This is a genomic window from Alteromonas sp. AO-Serp, from assembly GCF_017849675.1.
GTDB lineage: Bacteria > Pseudomonadota > Gammaproteobacteria > Enterobacterales > Alteromonadaceae > Alteromonas > Alteromonas macleodii.
In genome coordinates this window covers 21,216-35,576 of record NZ_JAFLMX010000260.1, presented here as the reverse complement: position 1 = coordinate 35,576, position 14,361 = coordinate 21,216, and the positions used below count along the sequence as shown (strand labels likewise).

Below are 14,361 nucleotides of genomic sequence, written 5' to 3'. Positions count from 1 at the left end.
CTCAACTACACCCAATTTAAAAGCTAATGTGTAATCACGCTGTGTGCGCTTAGGTCTTTGATTACTTGAAGTTGTCATAAAGAAGTCCTCTTTATGTCAACGTATTTTAGGACGGGACAGTGAAGTATAAAAAAGCGGCTTTAAAAGCCGCTTTTTTGTATAAGATGTTGATTGCATGACATGAGGTGGCGTTAGTTTATTTCCCAATTACGCCACATGCTACGCGGTCACCACCGCCACCTAACTTTTTAGGTGAATCAGAGTAATTGTCGCCACCTGCGTGAATCATTAAGGCGCGGCCTTCAATATCATCTAACTCAAGCTCTGGTGCAAAGATAGGCTGGGTTGCGTTTCCATTTTCATCAACATAAAGCACGGGTAGATCGCCCTCGTGACCCTTTTCAGACCAAGGAGCACGGTGTTTACCGGTATCTTCTGGATCGAAATGGCCGCCCGCTGCGCCGCCCAACACTTTTTTTCCATCTGTCATTGCTGGTGAACAATCACCATTTTGATGAACATGAAAACCATGAATGCCCGGGGTTAACCCTGACAGATTTGGCGTAAATACTACACCGTCATCATCATAACTGCTCACCACTACTGAGCCCATGCTCATCCCTGTTTCCAGGTTATTCATTATCACTTCTTTTCCATCACTATCATGATGACCTGCGAAACTGCTCGCACTTAACATTAATGTCAGTGAACCTGCTAAGGTAGATAATAAACGTTTCTTCATCGTGTTCTCCTTCACTCAATTATTAACGAATTTGTTAAAAGCATTGAAGTGAGATGAGCATAAAGTGAACCATTGTGGCGCATAACTCAGGGATACTACGCAAGACTAGGAATACTAGGGCGTTGAAGCGACAACCGAGTTGTGTGTTAGCGCATAGCTACTGGCATTTACGGAAATCATTATATTGGTTACGTGAAAAAGTTACCGACCATTACCTTATCTTTTTGGCTTTTCCTTATTATTTTCACTCTTTTTGAAGGTAGCCTCTTTATATAGTCTTTGGATATGGAGCCTCTCCATAAGTAGGCGGTACTGTCATACAGAAGTTACAGTGTTAAAACTCAGTAACAATATGGCAGTAGCACTTTTTTCCTATTCGACTTACAGTTAGCTCACATTACATAAGCAAGGGCATAGGTATGTATACACTTTACGGATATCCGAAAACTCGCTCGGTTCGCGTGGCATGGGCACTGGAAGAGCTAGGTTTACCTTTTGAGTACAGCTTAGTTGACTTAAAACAAGGGCAACACCTGTCAGAAGAATATAAAGCCATCAGTCCTGCCTCTAAAATCCCAGCGCTTTCGACGCCGGAAGGTACCTTGACGGAATCGGCGGCTATCGTCACTTTTTTAGCTGAACGTCACGGCATGCATGAATTCATTCCTGAGCCTGGTAGCTTCGAGCGAGCCAAATATGAAGAAATGATGTTGTTTCTTACCAATGAGTTAGAGCAACCGATTTGGAATTTGGCAAAGCACACCTTTGCATTGCCCAAAGAGCAAAGACTTGAACAAATGCGTGATGTAGCGGTGTGGGAGTTCAAGCGCGTGTTGCCTGTATTTTCTTCTATGCTGGGCGATAAAGAATTTGTATGCGGCACCATGTTTACCATGGCTGACATAATAGCAGGTCATATTTTGGCGTGGGCAAAAGGCAGCAAGCTAGATATCACGCTAGACGGTAAAACAGACAATGTAGCCGCGTACGCGCAACGCGTGTTAGGCCGTGAGGCGTATGAAAGGGCGTGGCGAAAAGAGATGGATCATTTGCCTGAATAAACAGTGCATCCTGAAAAACCTTAAATGAATAGATACCGTGTGAAGATGTGGCTAATTAAGTAAACGTTGAATTGCATTGTACAGCCGGTATGCCTGATATCTGGCGTCAGGTACGCATTATTAGGTTTAAATGCGCTTGTCACGCGGTATATAGAATCAAGAAAACACATAACGACAGCGCTTTTTTTTGCGAAATATACGCAAAAACAGCGAAGAAATAACAAGGGAACAAAAAATGAAAGCATTCAAAACACTACTTGTAAGTAGTGCAGTAACCATGGCACTGGGCCTTAGCTCAGCAGTGGCACATGAACACGGCAACGCAAATGTGCAGAGTTCATCAAAAAGTACTTCAGTGTCAAAAGAAGCGTCTGAGCACGAAAAACTTTTTGCGTTATTTGCAGCCGCTGACCAGCGTGATATTGAGCTAAACCCAATCATGGCCATTTTTCGCGGCGACATGCGTTACGCAGACAGAATGGGCGACTTCTTAACAGACTCTCACGCTTTAGCGGGAAAGACAGCGACATTGCTGAATTTGTCAGAGCTTAAACAAATTGACCGCAGTAAGTTAAGCGACACCGATAAACTCGCCTACGACGTATTTAAATACAACGAAGAGCGCTCGCTAAAAATGTCTACCGACGAGATTGAAGCGCTAACGGAAGTGCGTCCTGTTAATCACTTCAGTGGGTTCCACACCTTCTACCCGACCTTCGCGAGCGGAAAGGGCGCAGCGCCATTTAAAACAGTAGAAGATTACGAAAATAACTTATCTCGCCATAAGGATTACATTGCTATTTCTGACCGCGCTATCGGAAAGTTCCGCGAGGGCATGGAAAGCGGTGTTCTTGAAACTAAGCTGACAATCGATCGCGTGATCAAGCAGTTCGATACTCAGCTGGCTATCCCAATTAAAGAGTCACAGTTTTGGGGGCCAATTACTATGTTCCCAGAAAGTTTCTCTGACGAAGAAAAAGCCCGTTTAACCGCTGACTACGAGAAAGCGACGCAAGAGATTTACGATGCAACCACGCGTATGCGCGACTTCCTTCGCGATGAGTATTTGCCTATTGCACGTGAAAGCATTGGCCTTAGCGATATGAAAGGTGGTGCAAAGCTTTATCAATTGATGGTGGAAGGTTCAACGACACTACCAATGACGCCTGATGAACTGCATAACCTTGGTTTAAAAGAAGTTAAGCGTATCAAAAATGACATGCTTGAAATTAAGGACGAAGTGAAGTTTGAAGGGACATTAAACGAATTCTTCGACTATGTACGTACCGATCCTAAGTTCAAGCCTGAAAGCCGTGAAGCGCTAACACAGAGCTATTACGATATTGGCCGTGAAGTTGATGAGAAAATTGATCAGTATTTTTCACTGTTGCCGAAGTCTGAGCTAGAAATCAAACCCTACGACCCTGCTATCGAGCAATTCAGTGCGGGTGGATCATATCAGCCGGGCACGCCAGACGGCTCTCGTCCAGGTACTTTCTACTTTAATGCCTACGATTTGCCTAGCCGCTTAACCACCGGCAACGTTACCTTGTATCTACACGAAGGCGCTCCAGGTCACCATTTCCAAGTGAGTCTAGCGCAAGAAAATGAAGCGCTACCTTCATTCATGCGCTTTAGCTTCCTACCAGCCTTCGGTGAAGGTTGGGCGCTGTATTCTGAAACGCTAGGGTATGAAATGGGGTTCTTTGACGATCCATGGAATCGTTATGGAACGCTTCAAGATGAGCAGTTGCGCGCCATGCGTTTGGTGGTAGACACAGGTATTCACGCGAAAGGTTGGACCCGCGAACAAGCCATCGACTTTATGCTTGATAACTCAGGCATGACCCGCACAGAAGTTGTTGCCGAGGTAGAGCGTTATATTGCGATCCCGTCGCAAGCGCTATCTTACAAAGTGGGCGCGCTTAAAATTCAAGAATTGCGCGCGCGCGCGGAGAAGGCATTAGGTGATGATTTCGATATCCGTGAGTTCCACGCACAAGTGTTAAACACGGGCGGCATTCCACTTGCTATTCTTGAACAGAAAATTGATCGCTGGATCGCTAGTCAAAAAAGTTAAGGAATAATATTTTTATTTAAACTTTTTACAGCGCAATCAGCGTTAGGTTAAGAACAGTAAAAAGCCGATATTTGACGTAAAGCCAGTAATATTCTGTATTACTGGCTTTTTTCTTTTTGCGACTAATGGCAGTGATATTGTTCAAAAGCTTCACTAGAGTATTAATTGGTATAAGTGAACAATGGTTACGAAATTTAAGGGAGAATAAAGTGGAGTTAGGGCTATTTTCGTTAAGTTTAACGGTTAAAGACATCAACAAGTCGAAGACGTTTTATGAGGCCTTGGGCTTTGAAGCCATGCCTTCATGCGGCTCGGTGGAAGATAAATGGTTAATGATGAAAAATGGCACCACCATGATTGGGTTATTCGAAGGGATGTTTGAAGATAACATTATGACCTTCAACCCAAGTGATGTTAGGGCACTTCAGGCAAATCTAGTTGAACAAGGCATCGCTTTAGACGTGCCTGTGAAAGGCGATAGCGGCCCCGGGCATCTAATTGTTAAAGACCCGGACGGCAACGCTATCATGTTCGATCAGTTTTAAATTCGCGCTGCCAGTTCAGCGCCTTGACGGATAGCGCGTTTAGCATCAAGTTCAGCCGCTACGTCAGCACCGCCGATAATGTGCACGGTAAATCCTGCCTCTTCTAGAGGTTGTTGCAGAGGCTTAAACGGCTCCTGACCAGCACATACAATGACGTTATCGACCGGCAGTATTTTAGGCGTGTCGTTAATCAGCACGTGTAGACCTTCATCGTCCACTTTCTCGTAGCTCACGCCATTCATCATTTGAACATTGTGGTGTTTCAACGATTGCCTATGGATCCAGCCCGTAGTTTTGCCCAGCCCTTTACCTACTTTAGACGTTTTACGTTGTAGCAGATACACTTCCCGCTCAGAAGGCTCTATGGCTTTTTCTTTTAGTGCGCCAGGAGCAGAATAATCTTTATCTATACCCCAGTGCGCTAGCCACTTTTCTTTATCTTTGGCTAGATTTTCGTGTTCTACCAGGAATTCCGCTACATCAAAACCAATGCCGCCAGCGCCAACAATAGCCACTTTCTTGCCTACTGGCTTGTGGTCGCGCAATACGTCTAAATAACTCATCACTTTAGGGTGGTCGTGCCCTTCAATTGTAAGCGTACGAGGATTAATACCGGTGGCTAGCACCACTTCATCAAACTTCTCATGGGCAAGTCTTTCAGCGTTAATCTCGGTGTTAAGGTGAACCGTAACGCCCAGGCGAGCTAGCTGATTGTCAAAGTAGCGTAGGGTTTCGTAAAACTCTTCTTTACCCGGCACTTGCTTGGCGTAATTAAATTGACCGCCAATTTCACTGGCTTTATCAAATAGATGTACCTCGTGACCGCGCTCTGCGGCATACATGGAAAACGCCAAACCCGCAGGCCCTGCACCTACTACCGCTAGTTTTTTCTTATTGTGAGTAGGGGGAAAGGTAAGTTCGGTCTCGTAGCACGCTTGTGGGTTTACCAAGCAACTTGCACGCTTTTGTTCGAATGCATGGTCTAGGCAAGCCTGGTTACAGGCAATACACGTGTTGATTAGCTTAGACTCATTGCGCATAGCCTTCGCTACAAAGTGAGCGTCAGCCAAGAAAGGTCGCGCCATCGATACCATATCAGCATGGCCTTGTGCGAGTACCGATTCTGCAACTTCAGGCGTATTGATACGGTTAGTGGTAATAAGAGGGATAGACACCTCTTTTTTCATGCGTTCGGTTATCCAGGTAAACGCCGCGCGAGGTACGGATGTGGAAATAGTAGGTACCCGCGCTTCGTGCCATCCAATGCCGGTATTAATTAGCGTAGCGCCTGCTTTTTCGATTTCTTTGGCTAAATATACAACCTCGTCCCACTTAGCGCCGCCTTCGACTAAGTCCAGCATAGACAGGCGATAAATAATAATGAAGTTAGTGCCCACTTTCTCGCGTACACCTTTTACTATTTCTATTGCCAGACGAGCCCGATTTTCTAGGCTGCCACCCCATTCATCATTTCTATGATTGGTGCGCTCACAGAAAAACTGATTTATGAGGTAGCCTTCAGAACCCATAATTTCCACGCCGTCATAGCCTGCTTGCTGGGCAAGGGCTGCACATTTTACGTAGTCTTTTATTGTGCTTCTTACGCCACGTGAGGACAATTCGCGAGGCTTAAAAGGGGTAATAGGCGACTTCATAGGTGAAGCCGAAACAGCAAGTGGGTGATAACCGTAACGGCCTGAATGCAATATTTGCATGCAAATTTTGCCGTCTTCCTTATGCACAGCGTCGGTAATAACACGGTGCTTTTTCGCGTGGCGAGAGCGGGTCATTCTGCCAGCAAAGGGCGCTACCCAACCTAAAATATTAGGGCTAATACCACCTGTTACGATTAGCCCCACACCACCTTTTGCTCGCTCAGCGTAAAACGCAGCAAGTTTGTCAAATCCGCCTTTCTCTTCTTCCAAACCTAAATGCATTGAACCCATTAGGGTACGGTTGCGAAGTTGAGTAAATCCCAAATCCAACGGAGATAATAAGTTAGGGAAGTAAGGTGAGAGTTGTTCTGAATTGTGGGCAGACTGTGGTGTAGCTGTCTGAGACGAGGGCGTATTCATAATTGTTCTCTTTTTATTTGCTATGAAGGCAGTTAGTGCATGTCGCTCTTTGCTGCGGCGCAGTGCTCATCTGTCTTTCATGACTTAAGTGCTAATGGTTACACATAATCCGACCACACTAACTTGCCCGACCAGTTGCTTTGATTATTTACCACCACATTCAATTGGTAAAGTGCAGTTACCCTATTTTTAACATAATAAAAAAGCGAGATACCGGGCTAACGGATATCTCGCTTCGTTAATCAGTGCTTTTCATCACAAGCATGAGTGCGTTACAGGTGAGCGCTTACTTATGATGTTGGCATTATTAAAGCAGTGCTCGCCTTATAAATTACTCGTCAACGTACATTTTTTGCTGAAACTTCAGCGTTTGTTTGCTGCTACCTTTTTGAACGTCAATCTCAAACCTAAAGGTTTCCTGATCGCGAAATGGCAGCACGGCAAGGTAATAGATAGCATCACCTTCTTCCACCTTTTTGAAAGTCAGCTTACGCGAGTTGCCCAACAGATTCTTAGCCGTACCTGTGACATCTGCCCGTTGCGCTTCACCGGAGACTTTGTCTAACACCGAAATGTTAACCAGCGCATTAAACTTACTTCTCACAATGCCGTAGCTAGCCGCCACTTCAGGTGTGAGAAATGGCGTACTCACCACCATATAGTGAACATCCCATTCACCAAGCGTTTGCTTCTGCTCGGCAAATGCGGAAAAGCTTAAGCATGACATAGCCATCACAAGAAGTGCTACGTAAGCTTTTTTGATTTGATTTATTCTACCCATGATAGAAACTACCTCTGCCTTCATCTTATTTTCAATTCTTACCCATTACAGCTTGTTTTGCTCTATGAACCAAACTGCAAGACCAATGCTTTCCCTAACAGTGTCTTGAACTGACATTAGTTACATAGGGAAAGTGTCTTGGATCAGAAGCTGTAAAAACTGTAATGCGATGATGGCAATAAGCACTGATAAGTCCAACCCGCCCAATGGTGGAATGACTTTGCGTATTGGCGCTAAAAACGGCTCGGTTAGTTGATACAGAACATAGTCAACCGGAGACTGACCTTGTGACACCCAGCTCAAAATAGCGCGTAGTAGCAACACCCAGAACATTAACGACAGGGTTTCTTTTATCACGCCAATCACTGATAAAATCGCAATGCCGACTGGGTTTAGACTACCGCCAAACATTAACCCTAGGGTTATTAGCTTAAGCGCGCATACCGCTACCGCTAACACAAAGGTAGCGGTGTCGAACCTGCCGATTGACGGAATAATACGGCGCAACGGCCCCACGATAGGGTGGGTTGCTTTTACTACAAATTGACTGAGTGGGTTATAAAAATCTGCCTGAACCATTTGTAACCAAAGGCGCAGAATAACCACCATCAAATAAAGGCTAAATAAGGTATCAACCAAAAATACCGTTGCGTTCATGTTGTGTTTTTCCTAAAACGTTATAGCTGTTTTGCCATTTCTTCAGCACGTGCTACGGCGGCGCGCATCGACTTGCTGACAATATCTTTTAAACCTTCATTAATGAAAGTGTTAACGGCTTCTGCGGTAGTGCCGCCCTTAGACGTAACTTGGGCACGAAGCTCGCTTAATTCAAGGTCTGGGTTGTTACAAACCATTTCGGCTGCGCCTAACATGGCTTGTTGAACCATTAAGCGAGATTGCGCTTTGTCAAAGCCCATGTTCATGGCTTCTTCCTGCATATTTTGTAAGAACAAGAAGAAATAAGCTGGGCTGCTGCCCGCTGCGGCGATAACACCGTTAATACCCTCTTCTTTATCTACCCAAACGGTTTCGCCAACGCTGTTCATTACATCGTCAACGTATTGCCTGTCTGACTCAGAAACCGTGTCGTCGGCATACATCCCAGACATGCCCTTGCCTAACAAGCTCGGGGTGTTTGGCATAATACGAACAACAGGGTATTCACCACCTAGCATTTCTTGCAATCTGGCTACCGGCAGCCCAGCTGCAATGCTCATAAACAACTTGCCCGAAAGGTCATTGTTTTTCTGAAGCTCGCCGCACATATCGCCCATTATTTGTGGTTTTACCGCAAGGACTATGGCATCAGCGAATTGGCAGGCTTCATCATTAGATTGTGTGGTGTGAATACCAAACTCGGCCTTCAGGCCGTCTAACTTTGGTGTGGAAGGGTTTGCCGCAAGGATGTTTTCTTTCGCGTACCCAGATTTGATAAGACCACTGATGATGCTGCGGCTCATGTTACCCGCGCCAATAAATGCTAATTTTTTCTGTTGCATGTAAATCCTATTTGTTGGTTGCGTTTAAGTCTGTGTAGCGAGGCGAAGCGCTATCCGTTGGGTTAGCGCGCTAGTTTCGCTTACCGAAAATAGCGGTACCGATGCGCACCATAGTCGACCCGTGTTGAATCGCTTCTGTCATATCACTACTCATTCCTACGGATAGGGTATCAAAATTGCTCAATGATGTATGGTAGTGGTCGAATAATTCTTTTAGCTTAGACAGTGTGGCGCGCTGTTGTTCTTCACTAGGATCAGCTTTGGGAATGGCCATTAGTCCACGCAAGGTCAGGTGCTTTTGAGAGTTAATAAACTCCACTAGCGCATCTAATTCACTTAGGGCTACCCCAGACTTACTCTCTTCATCATCAATATTAACCTGAATGCACACGTTTAACGGCGGCATAGAGTCAGGTCGCTGTTCGTTTAAGCGACGAGCAATTTTTTCTCTATCTACAGACTGAACCCAATCAAAGTGTTCGGCGACTACTTTGGTTTTATTCGATTGGATTGGACCAATCATGTGCCACTCTATATCACTTAAGTGAGAAAGTTCCTGAACCTTTTCAACACCTTCCTGCACGTAATTTTCGCCGAACATACGTTGTCCGGCTTCATACGCTTCCATGATATCTGATACGGGTTTTGTTTTGCTAACCGCTAGCAATTTAACGGAATTTGGTGGACGATGTGCACTGGTAGCGGCTTGGTCTATTCCTTTTCGTGCGGAATCTAGTCTTTCTGCTATTGTTTGCATTATTCACCTTGTTTTGGAGAAGTGGTTGTGGATATTACCGAACTTTTGGCTTTCAGTGTTAAGAATAACGCCTCAGATTTACACTTATCAGCGGGCCTACCACCAATAATTCGTGTAGATGGCGAAATGCGTAAACTGAACGTGCCAGCCCTCGATCACAAGCAAGTACATGGTCTCGTTTATGAGATTATGAATGACATGCAGCGCAAAGAATACGAAGAAAACCTGGAAACCGATTTTTCTTTCGAAGTTAATGGCTTGTCGCGCTTTCGTGTTAACGCGTTTGTGCAAAACCGAGGCGCCGCGGCAGTATTACGTACTATCCCCAGTAAAGTATTAACCTTAGACGACCTTGGCGCGCCTGAAATTTTCAAGGAAATTATAAATCAGCCTACCGGCATTGTACTTGTGACAGGTGCCACCGGCTCGGGTAAAAGTACCACGCTTGCGGCCATGGTCGACCATATCAACACCCACAAGCGTGAACATATTCTTACCATTGAAGACCCTATCGAATTCGTGCACGACAACAAGCTTAGCTTGGTAAACCAGCGGGAAGTACACCGCGATACGCACTCGTTTAATAACGCACTGCGCTCGGCGCTTCGTGAAGACCCAGACGTAATTCTAGTCGGTGAGCTACGTGACTTAGAAACCATACGCCTTGCCATTTCAGCTGCCGAAACCGGCCATTTAGTATTCGGCACTCTTCACACCAACTCTGCACCAAAAACCATTGACCGTATTATCGATGTTTTCCCGGCAGAAGAAAAAGCCATGGTGCGTTCTATGTTGTCGGAATCATTGCGTGCGGTTATTTCACAGACACTGCTTAAGAAAGTAGGCGGGGGCCGAGTTGCGGCTCATGAAATCATGGTGGGGATCCCCGCTATTCGAAACCTTATTCGAGAAGATAAAGTGCCGCAAATGTACTCGGTTATTCAAACGGGTCAGGCTCACGGTATGCAAACTATGGATCAGTGTCTTCAGCGCTTAGTGGCGATGGGGGTTATCACCAAACAAGACGCCGCAGCAAAGTCATTTGATAAACAGTCGATGAACAGTTTCTAGAGGCCAATATGTTAGATTCACTACTACAAAAAATGGTCGATACCAACGCATCGGATTTATTCGTAACGGCGGGGTTTCCGGTAAGTGCCAAAATTAACGGCAAACTTACGCCAGTGACGGAAAGCGCGACCTCAGAAGAGGCATCGCTGGCGCTAGTTCACGAAGCGATGACTGAAAAACAGCAGAATGAGTTTCACACGACCAAAGAATGTAATTTCGCCATAGTACGAGAGGGCATTGGTCGTTTCCGCTGCTCTGCATTTTGGCAGCGTGACCAAGCGGGCATGGTGATTCGCCGCATCGTTACTCAAATTCCGAAAGCTGATGATTTGGGTCTGCCGCGAGTATTAAAAGAAATTATTATGGCTAAACGCGGTCTTGTTCTATTTGTAGGTGGAACAGGCACGGGTAAATCAACGTCATTGGCTGCGCTTATTGGGCATAGAAATGAAAATTCGCATGGGCATATACTGACTATTGAAGACCCCATTGAATTTGTGCACGAGCATAAGAACTGCGTTATTACCCAGCGCGAGGTGGGCATAGATACTCAGTCTTTCGACGACGCGCTTAAAAGTTCGCTACGTCAGGCGCCTGATGTCATTCTTATTGGTGAAATTCGTTCAATGGAAACCATGGAATATGCTATGTCGTTTGCTGATACAGGGCATTTGTGTGTGGCTACGCTGCACGCTAACAACGCGAACCAAGCTATTGAACGTATTATGCATTTAGCGCCGAAAGATCAGCACGATAAGTTGCGCTTTGACTTAAGCTTAAACATCCGCGCCATTGTTGCGCAGCAACTAGTACCTACGCCAGACGGCAAGGGTAGGGTTGCGGCAATAGAAATATTGCTTAATTCGCCGCTAGTGCGCGACCTAATACAGCGCAATGAAATAGGCGCGTTAAAAGAAGCAATGAAAAAAGGCAAAGAGCAGGGCATGCAGAGCTTTGATATGGCCCTGTATGATTTGTACAAAGCGGGTAAGATTGATATGGACCAAGCGCTGCACCACGCCGACTCGCCCAACGATTTGCGCTTGATGATCAAGCTTGATACCAGCGACGGTTCTAGCTTAGGTACACTGTCAAATGTATCTATTGATATGGATGACTAATTGCTTTCGCTTTATGCTGAAATCCCTTTAGGGGGAGCTACATTTGAAACGCTTACTGAAATAAAGCAGTAGAGAGACACGTTTTTCTCGCATGATGAGCAGCCCACGGGCTGCTTTTGTGTTTAACAAGAGGGTAGCCATTGAAAAAACTCTTCACTTCACAAGACGCTTTTGAACTTCAAGCGGTTCGCAGCGAGCTTGATGCTTTATCTATTCCTTATATGGTAAAAAATGAGTTTGCCAGTGGCGCAATCGGAGAGCTGCCTTGGCAAGATTCTCAGCAGGAAGTGTGGCTTGTTGACGACAGCTGGTATGCAAGAGCGTCGAAAGTTATTGAGCTCTTCATTCAGAAATCAAACGATAAGGCATTATCTAGTGAAGACTGGATTTGTGGTGAGTGCAGTGAACAAAACGGCGCTGCTTTTGATGTCTGCTGGCAGTGTGGGGCAGAAAAATAATAACAGCAAGAGCCAGCAGCATACAAAGGTCAACAGGCCCTTACAATTATTCGTACTGACTCTCGCTCCAGCTAGCGAATATTACACAGGCCGACACACTATCAACCTTATCTTTAGTCAGTTTCTTATAGCCACCTAACTCAAACAGCATGGCTTTAGCGTCTGTGGTAGTCAGTCGCTCATCACAGGTGTCAACGGCCACTTTAAAACGCCCATGTAGACGGTTTGCAAATTTGCGGGCGCGTTGAGTCATCTCCTGCTCAGTACCATCCATATTAAGCGGTAAACCCACCACCACGATATGCGGTTGCCATTCTTCGTAAAGCTTTTCTATTAACGTCCAGTCAGGAATACCGTCTCGTGCCTTCAGCGCTGCAAGAGGGGAAGCCGTACCGGTAATTTCCTGACCTACCGCCACGCCAATGCTTTTGGTACCAAAATCAAACGCAAGTACCGTACGATTTCCTATATCAGGCATGTCCCGCTCCCGGTGCTAGCTGCCATACATCCACACCGAGTTTATTTACTGTTGCTTGCCATTTCTTGTGCATAGGCGTGTTAAACAGAATTTCTTCGTCAGCTTCGATGGTGAGCCATGCGTTTTCCTGCATTTCCTTCTCAAGCTGACCGGCTGTCCAGCCCGCGTACCCCAAAGCAATCAAAACGTCTTCAGGGCCTTCATCATTGGCAATAGCAGTCAAAATGTCCTTGGAGGTGGTCACCATAACCCCTGGTGCAAGCTTTAAGCTAGATGCCCACTCTCTTTGCGACGAGTGCAGCACAAATCCTCGCTCTTGGCTTACAGGACCGCCAGCCAGCACGATTTGCTCTGCTTTGTCGTCAGACACAGTGAGTTCTTTGTCAGTCTGTTCAAGAAGCTGCTTCACGTTCATGGTGGAGGGTTGATTTACTACAATACCCATAGCACCTTCAGCGTTGTGTTCACAAATATAAATGAGTGAGCGAGAAAAATACGGATCGTCCAAACTAGGCATCGCGACCAGAAAATGATTTTGTAGGCTTTTTAATTCCGTCATAGTTTGTCTTTTATCTACTATCTTTTGCTCTGTGAGGGCCTTTACACTATTGAAGCTAAAGGCGCTCTATCCACTCATATTTGCTTTTTACGATACGAACTGCACTGTGTTACCAATACAACCTTACTTTATTTACTGGCTAAGCGCTTTTCAATGGCGTCAAACAGCGCACCCATTATATTAACATCGTAAGCTGCTTCTATTTCTCTTACGCAAGTTGGGCTAGTAATGTTTATTTCAGTAATTTTGCTGCCAATAACATCAAGTCCTACAAATAAAATGTTATTTTCCTTGAGCGTTGGCGCGATGGCTTCGGCTAGGGCGCGGTCAGAATCTGAGATTGGCTGAGGGCGTCCTGTACCGCCAGCGGCTAGGTTACCTCGGGTTTCCCCTTTTGTAGGCAGTCGCGCTAAGCAATACGGCATGACTTCACCATCAACGATGAGTACGCGCTTATCGCCGTCTTTAATCTCTGGAAGGTACTCTTGTACCATCATGTAGCGCGTGCCTAACTTGGTTAGGGTTTCAATAATAACGCCTAAGTTATTGCCATCAGGCTTCACTCTAAAGATAGACGCGCCACCCATACCGTCTAAGGGTTTGCAAATAATGTCTTGGTGCTTGGCGTGAAACTCACGGATAAGCGCTTGGTTGTTCGTGACTAAGGTATTGGGAATGTGTTCTGGGAAGTACGACGTAAACAGCTTCTCGTTGTAGTCGCGAAGCGCTTGAGGGTTATTCACAACTAGCACTCCCGCGTCCTGCGCAAGCGAGAGCACCTGAGTCGCATACAAAAACTCGCTGTCAAAGGGTGGATCTTTGCGCATGAGTAACACATCAATGTCGCCTAAATGCAAGGTCGACTCGTCTTCAATGGTGTAGAAATCTGTAGCTTGATCCTTGACCGATACAGTTTTACCTAAACCCATAGGCTTACCATTGTCTAAATACAGGTCTTTTAATTCAAAATATACGACCTTTGCACCGCGGCGCTGAGCTTCAAGCATCATCGCAAAGCTTGTATCTTTATGTGGCTTAATGCTCGCGATGGGGTCCATAATTACGCCAACGGTATATTGCATAATGTTTTCACCTTGAATGTTGATAAAATGCCGGCTCAGATGGCCCAGCTGA

At 45.6% G+C, this 14,361-nt stretch carries 15 protein-coding genes and 1 pseudogene; 6 read left to right on the top strand and 10 right to left on the bottom strand.

The window, feature by feature from the left end:
* Together QVA83_RS17265 and sodC are read right to left on the bottom strand one after the other, a co-directional pair.
* Positions 1 to 78: pseudogene (locus tag QVA83_RS17265) on the bottom strand (valyl-tRNA synthetase); the annotation flags it as partial.
* 118 nt (positions 79 to 196) lie between these two features.
* Positions 197 to 742 (bottom strand): superoxide dismutase family protein, encoded by a 546-nt coding sequence (gene sodC, locus QVA83_RS17260; protein ID WP_039226322.1) that lies wholly within the window; start codon positions 740 to 742, stop codon positions 197 to 199.
* 419 nt (positions 743 to 1,161) lie between these two features.
* Here sodC and QVA83_RS17255 point away from each other — a divergent pair, with 419 nt between their 5' ends.
* The 3 genes from QVA83_RS17255 (at position 1,162) to QVA83_RS17245 (ending at position 4,428) form a co-directional block, all read left to right on the top strand.
* On the top strand, positions 1,162 to 1,803 hold the full coding sequence (locus QVA83_RS17255; protein ID WP_061486424.1) for a glutathione S-transferase family protein: 642 nt from the start codon (positions 1,162 to 1,164) through the stop codon (positions 1,801 to 1,803).
* A 235-nt stretch (positions 1,804 to 2,038) separates the two neighbouring features.
* Positions 2,039 to 3,883 carry a DUF885 domain-containing protein gene (locus QVA83_RS17250; protein ID WP_131138298.1) on the top strand — a complete coding sequence of 615 codons (1,845 nt, stop codon included), beginning with the start codon at positions 2,039 to 2,041 and terminating at the stop codon, positions 3,881 to 3,883.
* 209 nt (positions 3,884 to 4,092) lie between these two features.
* A complete protein-coding gene (locus tag QVA83_RS17245) occupies positions 4,093 to 4,428 on the top strand; it encodes a VOC family protein (protein WP_156078757.1) in 336 nt (111 codons plus the stop codon).
* Here QVA83_RS17245 and QVA83_RS17240 read toward each other — a convergent pair.
* The 5 genes from QVA83_RS17240 to QVA83_RS17220 form a co-directional block, all read right to left on the bottom strand.
* Positions 4,425 to 6,503: an oxidoreductase gene (locus tag QVA83_RS17240; RefSeq protein ID WP_287498741.1), complete on the bottom strand. Its 2,079-nt coding sequence runs from the start codon at positions 6,501 to 6,503 to the stop codon at positions 4,425 to 4,427. The two genes, QVA83_RS17245 and QVA83_RS17240, sit on opposite strands and share 4 nt — an antisense overlap.
* 331 nt (positions 6,504 to 6,834) lie before the next feature.
* Entirely contained in the window at positions 6,835 to 7,308 is a 474-nt protein-coding gene (locus QVA83_RS17235) for a DUF4426 domain-containing protein (protein WP_156078755.1), read from the bottom strand.
* A 96-nt stretch (positions 7,309 to 7,404) separates the two neighbouring features.
* On the bottom strand, positions 7,405 to 7,941 hold the full coding sequence (locus tag QVA83_RS17230) for a YggT family protein (protein ID WP_014950467.1): 537 nt from the start codon (positions 7,939 to 7,941) through the stop codon (positions 7,405 to 7,407).
* Positions 7,942 to 7,961: 20 nt separating this feature from the next.
* Positions 7,962 to 8,783, bottom strand: coding sequence for a pyrroline-5-carboxylate reductase (proC, locus tag QVA83_RS17225; RefSeq protein ID WP_014950466.1), 822 nt, complete (start codon positions 8,781 to 8,783; stop codon positions 7,962 to 7,964).
* Positions 8,784 to 8,853: 70 nt separating this feature from the next.
* On the bottom strand, positions 8,854 to 9,540 hold the full coding sequence (locus tag QVA83_RS17220) for a YggS family pyridoxal phosphate-dependent enzyme (protein WP_039227916.1): 687 nt from the start codon (positions 9,538 to 9,540) through the stop codon (positions 8,854 to 8,856).
* Positions 9,541 to 9,567: 27 nt separating this feature from the next.
* Between QVA83_RS17220 and QVA83_RS17215 the strand changes: the two genes are divergently transcribed.
* The 3 genes from QVA83_RS17215 to QVA83_RS17205 all read left to right on the top strand — a co-directional run bounded on the left by QVA83_RS17215 (position 9,568) and on the right by QVA83_RS17205 (position 12,190).
* Entirely contained in the window at positions 9,568 to 10,611 is a 1,044-nt protein-coding gene (locus tag QVA83_RS17215) for a type IV pilus twitching motility protein PilT (protein WP_156078754.1), read from the top strand.
* A gap of 8 nt (positions 10,612 to 10,619) precedes the next feature.
* Positions 10,620 to 11,732, top strand: a complete 1,113-nt coding sequence (locus QVA83_RS17210; protein ID WP_014977241.1) for a PilT/PilU family type 4a pilus ATPase — start codon at positions 10,620 to 10,622, stop codon at positions 11,730 to 11,732.
* A gap of 140 nt (positions 11,733 to 11,872) precedes the next feature.
* On the top strand, positions 11,873 to 12,190 hold the full coding sequence (locus tag QVA83_RS17205; RefSeq protein ID WP_049586039.1) for a putative signal transducing protein: 318 nt from the start codon (positions 11,873 to 11,875) through the stop codon (positions 12,188 to 12,190).
* 46 nt (positions 12,191 to 12,236) lie between these two features.
* Here QVA83_RS17205 and ruvX read toward each other — a convergent pair whose 3' ends face one another.
* The 3 genes from ruvX to gshB form a co-directional block, all read right to left on the bottom strand.
* Positions 12,237 to 12,668: a Holliday junction resolvase RuvX gene (ruvX, locus tag QVA83_RS17200; protein ID WP_014980071.1), complete on the bottom strand. Its 432-nt coding sequence runs from the start codon at positions 12,666 to 12,668 to the stop codon at positions 12,237 to 12,239.
* Positions 12,661 to 13,227: a YqgE/AlgH family protein gene (locus QVA83_RS17195; RefSeq protein ID WP_014950460.1), complete on the bottom strand. Its 567-nt coding sequence runs from the start codon at positions 13,225 to 13,227 to the stop codon at positions 12,661 to 12,663. Before QVA83_RS17195 ends, ruvX begins: the two co-directional genes overlap by 8 nt.
* Before the next feature lie 128 nt (positions 13,228 to 13,355).
* Positions 13,356 to 14,309 carry a glutathione synthase gene (gene gshB, locus QVA83_RS17190; RefSeq protein WP_156078753.1) on the bottom strand — a complete coding sequence of 318 codons (954 nt, stop codon included), beginning with the start codon at positions 14,307 to 14,309 and terminating at the stop codon, positions 13,356 to 13,358.
* Positions 14,310 to 14,361 lie beyond the last annotated feature (52 nt).